This is a genomic window from Aliidiomarina quisquiliarum, from assembly GCF_023922585.1.
Taxonomy (GTDB): Bacteria; Pseudomonadota; Gammaproteobacteria; order Enterobacterales; family Alteromonadaceae; genus Aliidiomarina; species Aliidiomarina quisquiliarum.
On record NZ_JAMFTN010000023.1, the window covers coordinates 89,104 to 107,795 of the forward strand.

The 18,692-nt window shown below is 46.4% G+C and carries 18 protein-coding genes; 17 read left to right on the forward strand and 1 reads right to left on the reverse strand.

Annotation, left to right across the window (positions count from 1 at the left end; translation table 11 throughout):
• Positions 1-37: 37 nt before the first annotated feature.
• Positions 38-700, forward strand: coding sequence for a response regulator transcription factor (locus M1L23_RS09935; protein WP_252627213.1), 663 nt, complete (start codon positions 38-40; stop codon positions 698-700).
• Entirely contained in the window at positions 697-2,037 is a 1,341-nt protein-coding gene (locus tag M1L23_RS09940; RefSeq protein ID WP_252627214.1) for a sensor histidine kinase, read from the forward strand. Before M1L23_RS09935 ends, M1L23_RS09940 begins: the two co-directional genes overlap by 4 nt.
• Here M1L23_RS09940 and M1L23_RS09945 read toward each other — a convergent pair whose 3' ends face one another.
• Entirely contained in the window at positions 2,038-3,213 is a 1,176-nt protein-coding gene (locus M1L23_RS09945; RefSeq protein ID WP_252627215.1) for an FAD-dependent monooxygenase, read from the reverse strand.
• A 107-nt stretch (positions 3,214-3,320) separates the two neighbouring features.
• On the opposite strand from M1L23_RS09945, the gene M1L23_RS09950 reads away from it, so the two are divergent.
• From M1L23_RS09950 to rodA, 15 genes are all read left to right on the forward strand, one after another.
• Positions 3,321-4,193, forward strand: coding sequence for a DMT family transporter (locus M1L23_RS09950; protein ID WP_252627216.1), 873 nt, complete (start codon positions 3,321-3,323; stop codon positions 4,191-4,193).
• Positions 4,194-4,282: 89 nt separating this feature from the next.
• Positions 4,283-5,710, forward strand: coding sequence for a tRNA (N6-isopentenyl adenosine(37)-C2)-methylthiotransferase MiaB (miaB, locus tag M1L23_RS09955; protein WP_252627217.1), 1,428 nt, complete (start codon positions 4,283-4,285; stop codon positions 5,708-5,710).
• A gap of 15 nt (positions 5,711-5,725) precedes the next feature.
• Positions 5,726-6,748 carry a PhoH family protein gene (locus M1L23_RS09960; protein WP_252627218.1) on the forward strand — a complete coding sequence of 341 codons (1,023 nt, stop codon included), beginning with the start codon at positions 5,726-5,728 and terminating at the stop codon, positions 6,746-6,748.
• On the forward strand, positions 6,732-7,190 hold the full coding sequence (gene ybeY, locus M1L23_RS09965) for an rRNA maturation RNase YbeY (protein ID WP_252627219.1): 459 nt from the start codon (positions 6,732-6,734) through the stop codon (positions 7,188-7,190). The genes M1L23_RS09960 and ybeY overlap by 17 nt, the downstream gene beginning before the upstream one ends.
• 38 nt (positions 7,191-7,228) lie before the next feature.
• Positions 7,229-8,098 (forward strand): HlyC/CorC family transporter, encoded by an 870-nt coding sequence (locus M1L23_RS09970; RefSeq protein ID WP_252627220.1) that lies wholly within the window; start codon positions 7,229-7,231, stop codon positions 8,096-8,098.
• Complete coding sequence (lnt, locus tag M1L23_RS09975; RefSeq protein WP_252627221.1) at positions 8,085-9,626, forward strand: apolipoprotein N-acyltransferase; 1,542 nt, start codon at positions 8,085-8,087, stop codon at positions 9,624-9,626. The genes M1L23_RS09970 and lnt overlap by 14 nt, the downstream gene beginning before the upstream one ends.
• Before the next feature lie 70 nt (positions 9,627-9,696).
• The gene (locus M1L23_RS09980) at positions 9,697-9,906 is read left to right on the forward strand and encodes a hypothetical protein (protein ID WP_252627222.1); all 210 of its coding nucleotides are present in this window, start codon (positions 9,697-9,699) and stop codon (positions 9,904-9,906) included.
• 62 nt (positions 9,907-9,968) lie between these two features.
• Positions 9,969-12,551, forward strand: coding sequence for a leucine--tRNA ligase (gene leuS, locus M1L23_RS09985; RefSeq protein WP_252627263.1), 2,583 nt, complete (start codon positions 9,969-9,971; stop codon positions 12,549-12,551).
• Positions 12,552-12,567: 16 nt separating this feature from the next.
• Entirely contained in the window at positions 12,568-13,071 is a 504-nt protein-coding gene (locus tag M1L23_RS09990; protein WP_252627223.1) for an LPS-assembly lipoprotein LptE, read from the forward strand.
• 5 nt (positions 13,072-13,076) lie between these two features.
• Positions 13,077-14,147: a DNA polymerase III subunit delta gene (holA, locus tag M1L23_RS09995; protein ID WP_252627224.1), complete on the forward strand. Its 1,071-nt coding sequence runs from the start codon at positions 13,077-13,079 to the stop codon at positions 14,145-14,147.
• The gene (gene nadD, locus M1L23_RS10000; RefSeq protein WP_252627225.1) at positions 14,134-14,751 is read left to right on the forward strand and encodes a nicotinate (nicotinamide) nucleotide adenylyltransferase; all 618 of its coding nucleotides are present in this window, start codon (positions 14,134-14,136) and stop codon (positions 14,749-14,751) included. The genes holA and nadD overlap by 14 nt, the downstream gene beginning before the upstream one ends.
• A gap of 62 nt (positions 14,752-14,813) precedes the next feature.
• Positions 14,814-15,131 carry a ribosome silencing factor gene (gene rsfS, locus M1L23_RS10005; protein ID WP_252627226.1) on the forward strand — a complete coding sequence of 106 codons (318 nt, stop codon included), beginning with the start codon at positions 14,814-14,816 and terminating at the stop codon, positions 15,129-15,131.
• Between the two features lie 9 nt (positions 15,132-15,140).
• A complete protein-coding gene (gene rlmH, locus M1L23_RS10010; RefSeq protein ID WP_252627227.1) occupies positions 15,141-15,611 on the forward strand; it encodes a 23S rRNA (pseudouridine(1915)-N(3))-methyltransferase RlmH in 471 nt (156 codons plus the stop codon).
• Positions 15,612-15,613: 2 nt separating this feature from the next.
• A complete protein-coding gene (gene mrdA / locus M1L23_RS10015) occupies positions 15,614-17,578 on the forward strand; it encodes a penicillin-binding protein 2 (protein WP_252627228.1) in 1,965 nt (654 codons plus the stop codon).
• Positions 17,565-18,680, forward strand: a complete 1,116-nt coding sequence (gene rodA / locus M1L23_RS10020; RefSeq protein WP_252627229.1) for a rod shape-determining protein RodA — start codon at positions 17,565-17,567, stop codon at positions 18,678-18,680. The genes mrdA and rodA overlap by 14 nt, the downstream gene beginning before the upstream one ends.
• Positions 18,681-18,692: the final 12 nt, after the last annotated feature.

Sequence of the window (18,692 nt, forward strand, 5' to 3'; positions counted from 1 at the left end):
AGTAAGGTTTATTGGTAATTAACAACAAGGAAGCAAAATGCGGATTTTGCTTATAGAAGACACTCAAGGCCTAGGTGAGGTTATTCGTGATCAGTTAACCGATGAAGCCCATGCGGTTGATTGGGGGCAAACCATTGCTTACGCCGACTCGTGCCTACGCAGCACTATTTATGATTTAATTTTACTCGATATAATGCTGCCCGATGGCAACGGTGTCGATTTGTTGCATAAACTGCGTCGTAAAGGTGTTGTTACGCCCGTTATTATACTAACGGCAAAAGACCAAATTTCAGACCGCATAAAAGGCTTAAATGCCGGCGCTGACGACTATCTGGTAAAACCCTTCGATTTAACCGAGCTAACAGCCCGAATTGCCGCTGTAACAAGGCGCTACACGGGCAACCCTAACCCACAGCTACAACTTGGCCCCCTAACCATTGATTTAAGCAAACACCTTATTATGAATAATGGTACTGCCATAAACTTGTCGGCTCGAGAGTGGAGTTTATTCGAAGCCTTAATGCATCGGCCTAACACGGTGCTGTCAAAAGCGCAGCTAGAAAACCACTTGTATGCCTTCGGTGCAGAAATAGAAAGTAATACCATTGAAGTGTATATAAGCCGCTTACGAAAGAAGCTTGGTTTAGGCGCTGAATGTATCGAAACCGTTCGCGGTTTGGGGTATCGGTTAAAAACATGACAACCAAACACCGTAGCTTACAAAAAACGTTAGTTGTTGGCTTAACGGCCGGTTTAGCCTTGTTATGGTGCATGGCCACACTCGGCACGGTGAGTATTGCTCAGCATCGGCTAAACCAGTTGCTAGACAGCGCCTTAGCTGAAACGGCACAGCGTTTGTTACCTTTAGCAGTGGTTGAAATAATAAATCGCGATACTCCCAGTGTTGCCCAACATATAGTGTCATTCAATCAGCATGAAGAGCGGCTGATTTACCTGGTTCGTAACAAGGCCGGTGAAGTATTGTTACAGTCGCACACGGCAGCTCCCAACATGTTTAATAACACTTTAATAAGTGGCTTTAGTTCATCTAGCACCCACAGGTTTTATGGCGCATTCGCGCTACAAGGCACCGTTCATATTGAGGTAGCCGAGCCATTATCGCAACGCCTAGAAGCAATCCGAAGTATTGCACTGATGTTGCTATGGCCTTTACTTATATTTATTTTTTTGGCCTTTATTTGCAGCTGGCTATTTATTCGTTTCAGTTTACGCCACCTCCGCCATTATCATAATGAAATAGAACAGCGTAACAGCCATGATTTGACACCTGTAAATCTTCAGGGGTTGCCTGCAGAAGTGGTTATTATTGGCGAGTCGGTTAACCGTTTATTACTGCGGCTACAGCAAGCGCTAGAGGCAGAGCGCTCTTTTACTGCCAACAGCGCTCACGAATTGCGCACACCTATTGCAACGGTTTTAGCCCAAACCCAACGTTTACAACAAAGTTTAATTACAGAAAAAAGTAAGGCCCAGGCGCAAAAAATAGCCATGTCGTTACGCCACTTAGCCCACATATCAGAACAATTAATGCAGCTGGCGAAAGCTGAAGGTGGTAGCTTGCTTGCTGCTACACCCCATGACTTAATGGCATTATTACGCTTTATTGTTACAAGCATGCAGCACCCTAGTTCACCAATAAAAATAAACCTGCAGCTGCCAGCCAATGCTGTATTTATGTCAACCATCGATCAAGACGCCTTTGCAATTTTAATTCGTAACCTAATTGATAATGCCCACAAGCACAGCGACTCGCTAGCGCCAATTAGTGTGTACTTAAGCGCTGAGGGAGTATTACGGGTGGTGAACGCAGGCCCTATTGTTGCTGCCGCAACGTTACAACAGTTACATAAGCGTTTTGTGCGGTCGAACTGGCAGGTGCAGGGTGCGGGGCTTGGTTTAGCTATTGTCGGCGCTATTGTGCAGGGCATTAACGCGTCCATGGTTTTAAACTCTCCGGCCACAGGCCAAACAGACGGCTTTGAAGTAATTATAAAGTTCGCCCCTACCCTGCTGTAGCTATACTTTCCACACCCCACTGGCATAGGCTGTCATGGCACTTCGTGCTGGGGCAAAAGCTTGTAAGCCCGTTAGCAGCAGCGCTCGTAAACTAGGTGCTGGCTGGGTGTCTTGTTTGAAACCCCAGTCTATAACGTCCATGGCATGGGCCATAAGTTCGTTGTCTAGCCGCCGTAACCGTTCGTACTGCTTTAATGCTGGCGCAAGCCCATGCTCGTCGTTCAAACTATGCTTCGCTACCGCCTTTAATAAAGCTTTCACATCACGAAAACCTAGGTTCACACCTTGGCCAGCCATAGGGTGAATGGTATGGGCTGCGTCGCCTAATAACACCGTTGGGCTTTGCACATAAATTAAAGCGCTTTGCCGAACCAGTGGAAAACTACCAGACTTTAGCACGCTAAAGTTACCAATATGCTCAGCAAAACGCGTTTGAAGCACCGCAGCTAATATTTCAGGGTTTTGTTGCCACTGGCTAACTTGCCGAGTATTGCCATACACAATGCAACAGGCGTAGTTATTCGCCAGGGGTAATAGGGCATGTATTTCATTGCCTTGAAACAATTCCCAAGTGCGCATGGGTACCTGTTTACTGGTTTGTACAATACTTAACAAGCAGCGCTGGCCATAGTCGCGCCCAGCCACACCAATACCACTAGCAGCACGCACCAGCGACTGCCCACCGTCGCAACCAAACACTAAATCGTACTCAATGGTGTCGCCATGGCTTGTAGTAGCTTGTTTATTGGTAACCGACAATTGCGCTAAAGACGATTCTATTAACCGAATGTTTTTGTGTTGTTCTAGCACTAGCCATAAAGCATGCTGTAGCACTTTATTTTCTATCATGTAGCCAAGCGGCTTTGCTGCTTCTAGCTCGCCTAACTTTAACCAACGGCTGGGGCTGTCGCTGACGGCCAATTCGTTAAAGGGAAACACTCGCAATTGCCGCAGCTGTTGCCACACACCTAGTTGTTCTAATAATTCAATGTTGTCGTTGGTTACCGCAGAAATGCGTAAGTCGTATTCACTTTCAGCACACCAATGACGCACAAAGTGAGAATCGAGCACTGTTACTTGTTTACCTTGACGGGCCAAACCAATTGCCAGCGCCGCCCCGACCATGCCGCCACCAACTACCAACGCCGATGTTTGAATGTTTTGTTCTGAGCCCATAACTTGTGTTAACCCTATCGTTTGTTCTGCCCTGTAGCTAACAGTATGCCGCAAGCCCTGGGGCATGATAAGCTTCACGCCGACAAAGTTTCCACTACGACGAGTTTATGTTCAACATATCGCCCATTGTTTTTGCTTCTGCCTTAGTGCTGCTTGCGGAAATGTGCTTCGCTGGTGTTAGCGCATTAGTGAAACATACTTCAGCTACTTTGCCTTACGAACACTTAGTGTTTTTTCGTAACTTATTCGCTTTTTTAGTACTTCTGCCTTGGCTTTACCGTAAGCGCGCTACGGCTTTTCGCACCGAGCAATTTGGCTTACATATTCTGCGTGCTGTTATTGGCATAGCCGCCATGTATTTATTTTTTTTGGTTATTGCCACCATTCCATTAGCCCAAGCCACATTAGTACTACTGCTCGCTCCATTTATAATACCGGTCATTAGCCATTTCTGGTTGAAAGAACTAATTACCCCACGCCTTATAACTACCATTGGCTTAGGCTTTGTTGGCGCATTTATTTTTCTAAACCCTTTTGGCCAAGACATTCACCCCATGATTCTTGTCGCTTTCGTGGCTGCAATATTTGCCGCTTGGACCAAAACCATGATCCGTAAACTTTCCACTACAGAGTCGCCAAGCAAAATTGTATTTTACTTTTCATTTTTCGCTTCTATTCTATCTGCCTTGCCCATGCTTATTCGGTGGCAACCCATTCCCAGCACTACTTGGCTTGCTATTGCTGGCATTGGCCTGCTTGCGGTTATTGGCCAATTAGCCATGACCCGGGCCTTTAGTATTGCCCCACCTTCACAGGTAGGGGTATTTACCTATAGTTCGGTTATATTTGCCGCTTTACTTGGTTATTTCATTTGGGGTGAAGCCATTACCGGCCACATGGTTCTTGGTGTAGCTATTATTATTACAGCAGGGTATTTCGCGCTTAAAAAACAAAAGGTACGTATTCCAACGGAATCGTAACTACATTTCCCTAACGGTGGCATCAAGGCCCGTTACAAGGTAAAATGAGCGCCCTTTTGAACGTTAGCTAGTAAGGCAAAGAGAACAGCATGGTTAAGAAAGTCTATATCAAAACATGGGGCTGCCAAATGAACGAGTACGACTCGAGCAAAATGGCTGACCTATTACACGCCCAGCTAGGCTACGAGCCAACCGCTGAAGCGGAAGATGCTGACTTATTGCTGCTTAATACCTGCTCGATTCGTGAAAGAGCACAGGAGAAAGTGTTTCACCAGCTAGGCCGCTGGAAACATCTTAAGCAAAACAAACCCGGTTTAGTCATTGGGGTGGGTGGTTGTGTAGCGTCGCAAGAAGGGGCTGCTATTCGTGCTCGCGCTCCTTTTGTTGATTTGGTTTTTGGCCCGCAAACCCTGCACCGTCTGCCTTCTATGTTGGCACAGCTGGCGTCGGGCGAAGGTTCAGTGATTGATATTTCATTTCCAGAAATTGAGAAGTTTGACCGCCTACCTGATCCTGTGGCCGATGGCCCTAGTGCTTTTGTCTCCATTATGGAAGGCTGCAGTAAGTACTGTACTTTCTGTGTTGTACCCTATACCCGCGGTGAAGAAGTTAGCCGCCCGGTCGACGACGTGCTTTATGAAATTGCACAGTTATCCGACCAAGGCGTGCGCGAAGTAAACTTGCTCGGCCAAAACGTGAATGCTTACCGTGGCGACTACCACGACGGTACTGAGTGTAGCTTTGCTGAATTATTACACCTTGTTGCAGCCATCGACGGTATCGACCGTATTCGTTATACCACTTCGCACCCAGTTGAGTTTACCGACGATATTATTGCTGCTTATGCAACTATTCCAGAATTGGTCAACCATTTGCATTTACCGGTACAAAGTGGTTCAGACCGTATTTTAGCGCTGATGAAGCGCGGCCATATGGCTTTAGAATACAAATCACAAATTCGCAAATTAAGAAAAGTACGGCCAAATATTGCCATGTCGTCTGACTTTATAATTGGCTTTCCTGGAGAAACCGACGACGACTTCCAAAAAACCATGGATCTTATTCAAGACATTGACTTCGACATGAGCTTCAGCTTTATTTATAGCGCACGTCCAGGCACTCCTGCCGCCGATTTACCCGACGATGTGAGCGACGATGTTAAGAAACAACGGCTGCAAATTTTACAAGACCGTATTAACCAACAAGCCCAGCGCCATGCTCGCCAAATGCTTAACACTGAACAACGTATATTAGTCATTGGCCCCTCGAAGAAGAACCCAATGGAGCTGGCAGGCCGTACGGAAAACAACCGCGTGGTGAACTTTGAAGGCCGCCCCGACATGATCGGCAAATTTGTTGATATACGGATTACCGAAGCTCGGCCGAACTCCTTGCGAGGAACGCTCATTCGCGAAGAAGCCGATATGGGTTTACGCGTAAGCATGTCACCACAGTCTATTTTGCAACGCCAGGCCGAAGTAACCGACCCTAGTGGTGTTGTACAATTTATTCCATAGTAGCGGAGACATTGATTGAGTAGTCAACTCGATACCTTTGAACTATTTTTAGAGCCTTCAGACAACAAACGACTCGCGAGCTTATGTGGCCCTTTCGACGATAACATTAAGCATTTAGAACGTCGCTTAGGCGTTGAAATCAACTACCGCGGTAATCAGTTCCAGATTATTGGGCCTGCTGCGGGTCGCCTTGCGGCGAGTCAAATTCTACGCGACTTATATATTGAAACTGCACCTGTTAAAGGGCGCGCTCACGATATTGAGCCCGACCAGGTACACATGGCAATTCAAGAAAGTAAGGCGTTAGAACAAGCATATAGTTTCAGCGACGACAAACACACCACCATAAAAACCAAGCGTGGCTTAGTTAAACCCCGTAACCCTAACCAACAAAACTATGTACGAGCCATTTTAGCCCACGACATCAGCTTTGGTGTTGGCCCAGCGGGAACCGGTAAAACTTACCTAGCTGTAGCCGCAGCGGTAGACGCCCTAGAGCGCCAAGAAGTAAGACGTATTTTATTAACCCGCCCTGCCGTTGAAGCGGGTGAAAAATTAGGCTTCCTGCCTGGCGACTTAGCTCAAAAAGTTGACCCGTATTTACGCCCTTTATACGACGCTCTGTTTGAAATGCTTGGGTTCGAAAAAGTAGAGCGACTGATAGAAAGCAACGTTATTGAAATAGCGCCCCTAGCTTATATGCGCGGCCGAACCTTAAACGATGCCTTTATTATTTTAGACGAAAGTCAAAACACCACCCCTGAACAAATGAAAATGTTCCTCACCCGCATTGGCTTTAATTCAAAGGCGGTCATTACCGGCGACATTACCCAGGTCGACTTGCCACGTGGGCAGCGTTCAGGTTTGCGCCAAGCCATAGAAATTCTGCATGAAGTAGAAGACATTAGCTTTACCTTTTTTAATGCCGCCGACGTCGTTCGCCACCCAGTGGTACAGCGCGTGGTGCAGGCCTACGAGGCCTTTGATAAGAGAAAGAAAGAGCAAAGCGCGGGAACACCTAATGAAAGCACACATTGACTTACAGCTAGCAACAGAGCACCAAAACATTCCCACCATGCAGAATTTTCGCGCCTGGGTTGAGGCTGTTCTGGCCTTGGAAAACATGGCGCAGGCAGAGCTTACCATTCGTTTAGTAGACACAGAGGAAAGCCAAAGTCTTAATTTTGCCTATCGGCAGAAAAACAGCCCCACTAATGTGCTATCGTTCGAGATGAACGCCGAGGTTCCACTTGATATACCGCTACTGGGCGATTTAGTAATTTGTGCCCCTGTTGTAGCCTCAGAAGCACTACAACAAAATAAGCCAGAGCTACACCATTGGGCGCACATGGTTATACATGGCACCTTGCATTTATTTGGTTATGACCATATAACGGATGAAGAAGCAGAAGAAATGGAAACTGTTGAAAAAAACATTCTTCAGCAATTTGATATACCCAACCCATACTTCGACGAATGAGTATGGGCACTTATTTAACAAAGGAATATAATCTCGTCATGAGCGATGACCACCCTCCGTCTGGACAAGCTACGAAAAAGTCTTGGGCTAGTCGACTATTACAAACCTTCGCCGCCGAGCCAAGTTGCCGCGAAGATATAGTGGATATGATCCAAGACGCTGAAAACCGTGATGTAATAGATACTGGTACCAAAGAAATGCTCGAAGGCGTGCTCGACGTTGCCGAGCTGAAAGTTCGCGACATTATGGTACCGCGCTCACAAATGATTACCATTGATAAAAGCCAGTCTCCGCAGGAGTTTCTGCCCATTGTTATCGACACGCAGCATTCTCGCTACCCTGTTGTGAGTGAAAACAAAGACCATATTGAAGGTATTTTACTGGCTAAAGACTTAATTCCCTACGGTTTTGGCATGTCGGAAGAACCGTTCTCCATCGAATGTGTTATGCGCCCTGCTGTCATTATTCCTGAAAGCAAGCGGGTAGACGTATTGCTTAAAGAATTCCAATCGAAGCGTTACCACATGGCCATTGTAGTCGACGAATACGGTGGTGTGTCTGGTTTAGTAACCATTGAAGACGTACTTGAAGAAATTGTTGGTGAAATTGAAGACGAAACCGACGATGAAGACAGCCGCGCAAATATTCGCCGTGTGAGTGCGTCGCGCTACTCGGTGAAAGCATTAACCCCAATTGACGACTTCAATGACTTTTTTAATTCTAGTTTTCCTGATGAAGAGCACGACACTGTTGGCGGTATTGTGGCCCAAGCCTTTGGCCATTTACCTGAAATTGGCGAGTCCGTTGAAATTGGCCAGTATCAGTTTAAAGTAACCGCTGCAGATCGCCGCCGTATTCAACAGCTGCAAGTGTCTAAGGTGAGCAAGCTACAACATGCCGCTGAGTAATATAGCCATTGTACCAAACTTACAAAAACCAAAAGTGCGCTATGGGTTATCCTTTGTACTTGGCGCACTTATGCTGTTTGCTTATGCCCCCTTTGAACAAGGTTGGTTAGCCGCTCTGCTGCTAGCAAGTTGGCTGTTATTGCTAGTGCGTTGCCAAACCCCGAAGCAAGCCGCCTTAACTGGCTTTATATTTGGCTTAGGCTGGTTTGGCACGGGTATTAGCTGGGTATTTGTTAGCGTTGACCGTTTTGGCGGGCTGCCATTACCAGCTACCTTAGCCATTATGCTAGCGCTATTCGCTTACTTAGCACTTTACCCAGCGCTGGCCGGTTGGCTTTGGTTAAAGCTGCGTAAAAAAACCAACCGTTATGCCCTTTTTACCTTTCCCTTCATTTGGTTAGTAACCGAGTTTTTACGCGGCTGGGTAATGACAGGCTTTCCTTGGCTTAATTTAGGCTATACCCAAACGGCAACACAATTTGGTGCATTAGCACCCCACATTGGCGAAACTGGTATTAGTTTTGTGGTTCTACTTGCCGCTATAAGCTTTGCTTATGTAGCCTTAACTAAACGCCTTGAATGGTTTGCCGTACCGGTTTTGCTTTATGCGGTGGCCATGCTTAGCCCCCAGCTAAACCCAATGGAATTTGTTGGCACTAGCTCACGAGTGGCTTTAATTCAAGGCAACATTCAACAAGAGCTTAAATGGGATAGCGAACAACAAGAGCCAAATTTTCTTACCTACAAAAATTTAAGTGAACCACTGTATGAAGACTTTGATTTAATTATATGGCCAGAGTCGGCCATTACTTTTATTGAGCCTTTAGCGCAATCAACTTTAGGTCAATTTGCTCAGCGCTTAAATGCAACCGAGGCTGTGGTGTTAAGCGGCATTATTGACTACAACCCAGACACCAAGCAGTTTTTTAATACGATTGCCGTGTTTGGCGACCAACAAACGCCCTATGAATGGCAAAACCCCAATCGTTACCGCAAAAACAAACTGTTGCCTATTGGCGAATTTGTACCTTTCGAGTCTATTCTACGCCCACTGGCGCCATTATTTAATTTGCCCATGTCGTCTTTTAGTCGGGGCGAGCCTACACAACAAAACTTAACCGCCAACGGCAGGGAAATTGCGGCTAATATTTGTTATGAGGTGGTGTATAGTCATTATATAAAAGATCAAGTTACCGCTGGCACCGACATTTTGCTCACCGTTAGCAATGATTCGTGGTTTGGGAATTCTCATGGCCCCCACCAGCATTTAGAAATTGCTCGTATGCGCGCTATGGAATTTGGCCGGCCTATGTTGCGTTCAACTAATAACGGGATCACTGCTATTATTGATCACCAAGGCTATATCATGCAGCGTATCGCGCAGTTCGAAGTAGCCGTGGCCACCGCAAATGTACCTCACGTTACGGGTACAACTTGGTATACCCGTTATGGCTCAACTCCTACCTGGTGCATGGCCATAATACTGCTAGGCGTTAGCTTACTGCGAAGAAACCGCGCTCAAGCATAGTCAATTCGCCCGAAAGTGGATAAACTAACAGTAACTTTCATATTAATTTCTTGGATAAGGGAACCAACTGATGATCAACCTATTTCACGCTATACTTTTCACTGGCATGACAGCAGCAGCTGGCTTGGGTATTGCAAGCATTATAATGACATTATTCCCGGTAACTGTTGAAGGCCAAACTAAAGCAGCTAAAGGCGAAGAGCGCGTTGAGTACGCTTTCTTTGGCTTCGCTGGTATTGTTATCGCACTCGTATTGCTGTTAGCAATCAACTTATCTTAAGCGAACTGTAAAAAGTTAACTTTATACCGGCACCTACAGGTTGTATGTCGATGACAAAAAAGATTGAAGAGAATTACCAGCCCAACGTAATTGAGGCTGAAGCCCAAGCACGTTGGGAAAAAGAACAAACATTTAATGTTACCGAAGACCCTAACAAAGAAAAGTTTTACTGTTTATCTATGTTCCCTTACCCAAGCGGTAAGCTGCATATGGGGCATGTACGTAACTATACTCTTTCCGACGTTGTTTCTCGTTACCAGCGTTTGCAAGGTAAAAACGTTTTACACCCTATTGGTTGGGACGCCTTTGGCTTGCCTGCTGAAAATGCGGCCATACAAAATAAAACCGCGCCCGCCAAATGGACTTACAAAAACATTGACGACATGCGTACCCAGCTTAAAGCTCTTGGTTTTGGCTATGACTGGCATCGTGAAATTGCCACTTGCCACCCTGAATATTATCGCTGGGAACAATGGTTTTTCACTCGTTTATACGAAAAAGGCTTAGTTTACAAAAAGAACTCTACCGTAAACTGGGACCCTATCGACCAAACAGTACTAGCGAACGAACAGGTTATCGACGGCCGTGGTTGGCGTTCGGGCGCACTGGTTGAGCAAAAAGAAATTCCGCAATGGTTTATTCGCATTACCGACTATGCTGAAGAACTACTAAATGATTTAGACCAGCTAGACGGTTGGCCTGAACAAGTTAAAACCATGCAGCGCAACTGGATAGGCCGCTCGGAAGGTATTGAAATTAGCTTCCAAGTAACCGGCACTGACGAAAAAGTAGATGTATACACAACCAGGCCAGACACTTTTTATGGTGTTACTTACATGGCCGTTGCTGCACAACACCCGCTGGCCCTTCGCGCTGCAGAAAATAACCCAGCAGTAGCCGAGTTTATTAAAAATTGTAAACAGCAAAAGGTTGCTGAAGCGGATCTTGCTACCATGGACAAGGTAGGTGTAGCTACCGGCCTAACTGCTGTTCACCCACTTACGGGTGAAAGCATTCCTATTTGGGTCGCTAACTTTGTGCTCATGCATTACGGCACTGGTGCGGTTATGGCGGTTCCTGCCCATGACCAACGCGACTGGGAGTTTGCTCACGCCTATGGCTTACCTATTACGCAAGTAATTGAGCCAATAGAAGGCGAGCATGACTTTACCGCAAGTGCCTTTGTTGAAGCTGGCCGATTGGTAAATTCAGCTGAATTTAACGGTTTAGACACCGAAGCTGGTTTTCATGCTATTGCCGACAAACTTGAGCACATGGAAGTTGGTGAACGCCAAGTAAACTACCGCCTACGCGACTGGGGTGTATCTCGCCAACGTTACTGGGGCGCTCCTATTCCGATGCTGAACTTGCCGAATGGCGATTCAGTACCTGTGCCTGACGACCAATTACCAGTGCGGTTACCTGAAAATGTGGTAATGAACGGTATTACCTCACCGCTCAAAACCGACACTGAATGGCGTGAAGCCACTTGGAATGGCCAACCAGCTGAACATGAAACCGATACTTTCGACACCTTTATGGAATCGTCGTGGTATTACGCGCGCTACTGTTCACCTCGTTATGAAAACGGCATGTTAAACCCTGAGCAAGCCAACTACTGGCTGCCTGTAGACCAATACATTGGTGGCATTGAGCACGCAATCATGCACTTGCTATATTCGCGCTTTTTCCACAAGTTACTACGCGATGCCGGTTTGGTAAGTTCTGACGAACCCTATAAAAAACTACTTTGCCAAGGCATGGTGTTAGCCGACAGCTTTTATCGTGAAGACGAGCGCGGGGCCAAAGAATGGTTCTCACCTCTCGACATTAACTACGAACGCAACGATAAAGGTGGCATTACCAAAGCTTTCCTTAAAACCGACGGCAAGCCAGTTGTGCATGCGGGTATTAGCAAAATGTCGAAGTCAAAAAATAACGGCATCGACCCACAAGTAATGGTAGATAAATACGGCGCCGACACCGTACGCTTATTTATGATGTTTGCTGCCCCACCTGAGCTTACACTGGAATGGTCTGATTCAGGCGTTGAGGGTGCGCATCGGTTCTTACGTCGTTTGTGGCGCCTAGTGTATGAGTTTCAAGACCATGCCGGCAATAGCACGCTTAATGTTGCCAGCTTGAATAGCGAACAAAAAGCCTTACGCCGCGAAGTGCACCGTACCATCGCCAAAGTTTCTGACGATATGGGCCGTCGCCAGCACTTTAATACGGCTATAGCAGCCATTATGGAGCTAAGTAACCACCTACAAAAGGCCTCTGTGGCAAGCGAGCAAGACCAAGCAGTTATGCAAGAAGCTCTCGATGCTATTACTTTAATGCTGTTCCCTATCACTCCACATATTGGGGAAAAACTATGGTTAGCATTAGGCCACGACAGCGACATTAACTTTGAAGCTTGGCCAACGTTAGACGAAACAGCTTTAGTGGAAGACGAAAAGCTTATTGTTGTACAAGTAAATGGCAAGGTACGCGCCCGCTTAACAGTTGCTGCTGACATTGTTCAGGCCGACTTAGAGAAATTAGCTTTCGAACAAAGTTCTGTTACCAGTTTCACCGATGGCAAAACGATTCGGAAAATAATTTATGTGCCTGGCAAGCTACTTAGCATTGTTGCCAATTAAAATGTTAGCGAGCAAAGTGCTGACAAACACTTACCAACAAGCGACACGGTTACTAGCAACCGGTGTCGCTTTGTTGTTATTAGCAGGCTGTGGCTTTCATATTCGCGGCGACTTTCAGGTACCACCCAACTTAACTGAAGTTGCCATTAATGCGCCTAAACGTAGTGACGTAGCTGCCGCTTTACACAACGCTTTAGAACTGCGTGGAATAGCGGTAGTGAACTACGCTATAGACATACCAATAATTGAAATTGGCGAAGACAAGCTTGATCGTCGAACTTTGTCGCTGTTGCCCTCGGGCCAAGTTGCTGAATACGAATTTATTTATACCCTACCGGTTACCTTTACCGATAGTTCAGGCCGTGTTTCACAGCAAGTTATTCAGCTTACCCGCGACTACCAAGACGACCCCAATTTTGCCTTAGCTAAAACTCGCGAGTTTGAATTAGTTATCAGTGAAATGCGTAACGACGCTGTACGCCGCACTCTTATTCTTATGAATCAATATTTAAGGAATTAAGCTGCATGCAAGTTAGGGCCGAACAATTAGCACAACACTTAACAGGAAAGCAGCTAGCGCCTTGTTATTTGGTTTTCGGCGACGACCCTTTTTTGCGCCAGCAACACCTCGATCTAATTCGCCAAGCTGCAAAACAGCGTGGGTTTGAAGAGCGTATTCAGTTCGTGCAAGACAAAGACTTTAGTTGGCAAGACTTAATTAATGAAGGTCAAACACAATCACTTTTTTCGTCGCAGCAGCTGATTGAGCTTTACATGCCTGAGGCGGCACCAGGCCGTGAAGGTGGTGAAGCCTTGCGCCAATTTATTACCCAACAATCGCCCGACCAACTGCTTGTTATAAGCGGTAAGCATGTAAATAAAACCACTCAAAATACTAAGTGGTTTAAGTCGCTCGAGCAGCATGGCGCATTTATTCCCGTATATACGCCCGATAAAGACCGCTTACCAAATTATATTAATACGCGGGCACAACATCACCAAGTAAAGCTAGAGCGCGATGCAACCTTAGTGCTAGCCCAGTGGTATGAAGGTAATTTACTTGCCCTAGAGCAAGAGCTCATGAAGTTAGCGTTGCAACAGCCCGATCGCACTTTGCCGTGGCCAGCTGATGAACTTAGCGCGGCGTCTTCTGATCAAAGCCGTTACGACATTTTCACACTACGGGACACTTTATTAGAAGGTAATTTAAGTCGTTACTTGCATTGCCTTGAGCGCCTGGCAGAAACCGGTGAAGAGCCGGTATTAATTTTATGGACCTTAAGTAAAATGCAGCAGGTGCTAGACCAGTTAGCCCAGTGCATTGGGCGCCGAGAGTCACCTCGAGCTATATTTAATAGTGAGCGTATTTGGGCGCAGCAACAAAGCGCCTACGAGGCACTTGCCCAACGTTACACGTTACCGTTGAATCATCAGCTGGTTACTTTGGTTGAGCGTGCCGAGTTAGCCATTAAACGGGGCTCTGGCGACGACGTGATGGTGCTTTTCGCCCACTTTGGGGTTGCCTTGCTGCGCCCTGACCAAGCGCAAGCACTTATTCCATTTGCCCATTCAACGGCGTGTTATGACTTTATCTAAACCTGCGTTGGCGTTTCTCGGTGGCACTTTTGATCCTGTTCATCAGGGCCATATTAACCCGCTTTTGGAGTTAGCAGACACCTTTCACTGGCAACAAATTCACTTACTACCCAGCTGCTTACCACCGCACCGGGAACAGCCTAAAGCAAGCGACGAGCAACGTTTAGCCATGTTACAATTAGCGGCTAAACAAGACCACCGCTTAATAGTGAACGACTGGGAAATTAGCCAAGGCAAACCTTCTCGCACTAAGCGCACGCTAGACTATTTTCGTACCGCCTACCCAAACCATAAACTTTATTTTGTCATGGGTATGGACAGCTGGGTAACTTTGCACCAATGGCTAAATTGGCAGCATTTAAACCAATTTGCTGACTTAGTTGTTTTGCCACGGCCTGGCTACAATGCTACACAGGCTGCTGCAAGCGTTCAGCACTGGCTAGCCGAACAAACCAACATTCATTTTCCAGCTGTTACTGAAACCAACATTTCTGCAACTGAATTACGCCAGCTAATAAAACACTGGCAACCCGGTGACCCCCTGCCACCATTACTGTTTGCGGAAACTTTCTCTTATATTCTGAGTCATAACCTTTATCGGTAGCTGCCCTCGTTGGGAACTCGTGGTAAACTTAAGCTCATATTAACTTATTAGGAATTAAAGCATTGCAGGCTGAAGCACTTCGCGACTTTATTTTAGATAAAGCAGACAACTTAAAAGCACGTGATATACGTGTTATCGATGTACAAAAAAAATCTGACATTACCGACTTTTTAATTATTTGCTCTGGCACTTCAACAACTCACGTTCGAAGTATTGCCGGACATGTTGCCTTAGAAGCCAAAAAAGCAGGGCATGCGGCACTAGGCACCGAAGGAGAAAAAGACGGCGAGTGGGTTTTGGTAGACTTTGGTGATGTTATTCTCCATGTCATGCAAGACGACATTCGTGAGTTCTACCAACTTGAAAAACTATGGGGCTAAACACCACTTATGCGGTTACAAATGATTGCCGTTGGCCAAAAAATGCCAGCTTGGGTAACCGCTGGTTTTCAAGAGTACAGTAAACGGCTACCCGCCGACATGAGCCTAGAGCTAATTGAAATTGCTGCCGGTAAGCGTGGTAAAAATGCTGACATTCAGCGCTTAACCGACAAGGAAGGCGAGCAAATGTTAAGTGCTGTAGCCCGCTCGGCACGTATTATTACCCTAGAAGTAACCGGTAAGCCTTGGAGCACCCATAAGTTAGCGCAGCGAATGGAAGCTTGGCAACATGATGGCCGCGACGTGGCTTTTTTAATTGGCGGCCCTGAAGGCCTTTCACAAGCCTGTATTAATGCCAGCGAAGAAAAGTGGTCCTTGTCGGCGCTTACATTGCCACACCCTTTGGTGCGTATTGTCATGGCCGAAGCTTTATTTAGAGCTTGGAGCTTATTAACTAATCATCCTTACCATCGCGAATAACAATGAGAACAAAGCGCGTTGCTATACGAAACCATCAAGCTGAATCGCAATTGTTTTTCCGGCGTGCCGTTACTTCAATTGTGTTGGTTGGGTTAATTTTTCTTATTCTTCTAATTAACTTGTATCGCTTACAAGTAACCAGCTTTAAAGAGTTTCAAACCCGCTCAAATAGCAATCGCATTATGGTGTTACCCGTAGCACCAAACCGCGGTTTAATTATGGACCGTCATGGCGAATTACTTGCTGAAAACACCCCCGTTTACAGTTTGGAAGTTATTCCAGAAGAAATCCCTACGCTTCGCGCAACCCTTGAAGAAGTGGTAGAGCTACTTAACTTACCCGAAGAGTTAGTCGACCAGTTTTTTAATTCCCTACGCCAAAGCAGACGCTTTCCACAAATTCCTTTTACCGACAATTTAACTGAGCAACAAGTTGCCCGATTTTCCGTGAATCAGCATCGTTACCCGGGCATTTCTGTTGAAGCACGTTTGCAACGGCATTACCCTCACGCCGAGTTGTTTACCCACGCTATTGGCTATGTGGGCCGCATTAACCGTAAAGACGTAGAACGGCTCCGAGAAAATGACTCTTACGCTAATTACGCCGCCACCCGCACCATTGGCAAACTTGGCATTGAACGTTATTACGAAGACACTTTGCATGGCCAAGTTGGCTATCAAACCGTTGAAGTAAATAACCGCGGCCGTGTGGTTCGTACCCTCGAATTTAACCCGCCAAAGCCCGGCCATGATATTTATTTAGAACTTGATTTAGAATTACAACGCCTTGCTTACGAGCAACTAGAAGGTCGCCGCGGGGCTATTATCATGCTCGACGCTCAAACAGGCGGCGTTTTAGCATTTACTTCGGCGCCTAGCTACGACCCTAACTGGTTTGTTAGTGGTATTTCGTCTGCTCGCTATCGGTCGCTGTTAGAGAACCCTGACAACCCGCTAATTAACCGAGCGACACAAGGCCGTTACCCTCCCGCTTCTACTATTAAGCCACACTTGGGCTTGCTCGGCTTAGTAGACGGAATAGTAACCCGAGAAACCCGTGTTTGGGACCCCGGCTGGTTTGAAATTGAAGGTGTTGAACGCCGCTTCCGCGACTGGCGAACCTATGGCCACGGCTGGGTAAATATTGACAAGGCTATTATTGAGTCTTGTAACACTTATTATTACGACCTAGCCTTGAAGCTCGGCATTGATCGTATTTCAGAGTTTATGAGCAAAATGGGTTTTGGTGAGCGTACCGGTATCGATATTCATGAAGAAAATTCTGCCTTATTGCCTTCGCGTGACTGGAAACGGGGCCGTTATGGTGAAGCTTGGTATGCGGGCGAAACTGTTTCGGTTGGTATTGGGCAAAGTTATTGGACCGTAACGCCTATGCAATTAGCCACCACCACCCAACTGTTGGCAACCAACGGACGTAAATATGTTCCGCGTTTATTACGGGCGACTAATCATGAACAGGGAATTGTATTTAACCCTATACAAGAGCGGCCCGCACTAGAAATAAACAACCCACGCCACTGGGCTACTATTCAGTCGGCTATGGCTCAGGTTATAACAAATATTCATGGTACCGCGCATAACTCGTTTAAAGACGCTAGCTATACGGCGGCCAGTAAAACTGGTACCGCTCAAGTTGCTGAACTCTCCGTTGACGCCGACGACAATCGCATAAAAAATGAAGACGTGGCCGAGCGCCTACGAGATAACGCTACTTACATTGGTTTTGCCCCCGTTGAACAGCCAGAAATAATTATTGCAATTGCCATCGAAAACGTTGGTGGTGGAGGCCGAAATGCAGCGCCTATTGCCCGTGTGTTAATGGACAGCTACTTTTCTTCGCTGCGAGAAAATAACGCCCCACGCTCATTTATAAACTCTCAAGAAGAACAACTACCTGCTGCAGCTCCTGGCACGGCCCATACGGAGGTAACCGATGCAAACAACTGAAGAGCGCGACAGGCACCCATGGCTAGCACGCTTACATATCGACGGGCTGCTATTTTTAGCCTTGGTTGCCCTATGTGTTACCAGTTTATTTGTTATTTACAGTGCTGGCGGCCAAGAGCTTGAGTTGGTTTGGGCGCAAGCAACCCGCATTGCCGTGTCTTTTGTCGTGTTGTTCATTATTGCGCAAATAAACCCAATGCATTACAAGGGTTGGTCGGTTTTCCTGTACGTTATTGGCATTGCTTTATTAGTGGCGGTATTAGTTCTAGGTGTTTCTGGCAAAGGCGCTCAGCGCTGGCTCGATCTAGGCATCACTCGTATTCAACCCTCGGAACTACTAAAACTTGCCGTACCTTTTATGCTTGCCTGGTACTGTTGCCGTGGCGCTAGCCCTATTAGGGTGTGGCAGGTGGCTATGGGCATGCTACTAACACTCATACCCACCATGCTTATTTTTTTACAGCCCGACCTAGGCACCGCCATTCTAGTGGCCTCGTCTGGGGTGTTTGTGCTTTTTTTAGCGGGCATGAGCTGGCGTGTAGTTACGGCAGGCATATTAATGGTGGCAAGCAGCCTGCCGGTATTATGGTTTTTTGGTTTACATAGCTACCAGCGTAACCGGGTGTTAACTTTTTTAAACCCTGAGCGTGACCCATTAGGCGCTGGCTATCATATTATTCAGTCGAAAATAGCCATTGGTTCAGGCGGTATTGAAGGGAAAGGCTGGTTGCAGGGAACCCAGTCGCAACTAGAGTTTTTACCTGAGCGCCATACAGACTTTATATTCTCAGTATTTAGTGAAGAATTCGGGTTAATGGGAGTGGTTGCCCTGCTTACTTTATACGGCTTTATTATTGTTCGCGGGTTACTAATTTCTGTGCGTGCACAAAACATGTATTCACGCTTACTTGGCGGTAGCATAACGTTAACTTTCTTTATTTATGTTTTAGTTAATATTGGTATGGTGTCTGGGCTTTTGCCTGTTGTGGGCGTGCCCCTACCGTTAATTAGCTACGGCGGCACTTCAATGGTTACCATGATGGCGGGCTTTGGTATTTTAATGGCTATTGCTACCCACCGACGTTTAGTTATGAGTCAATAAGGATTTTATATT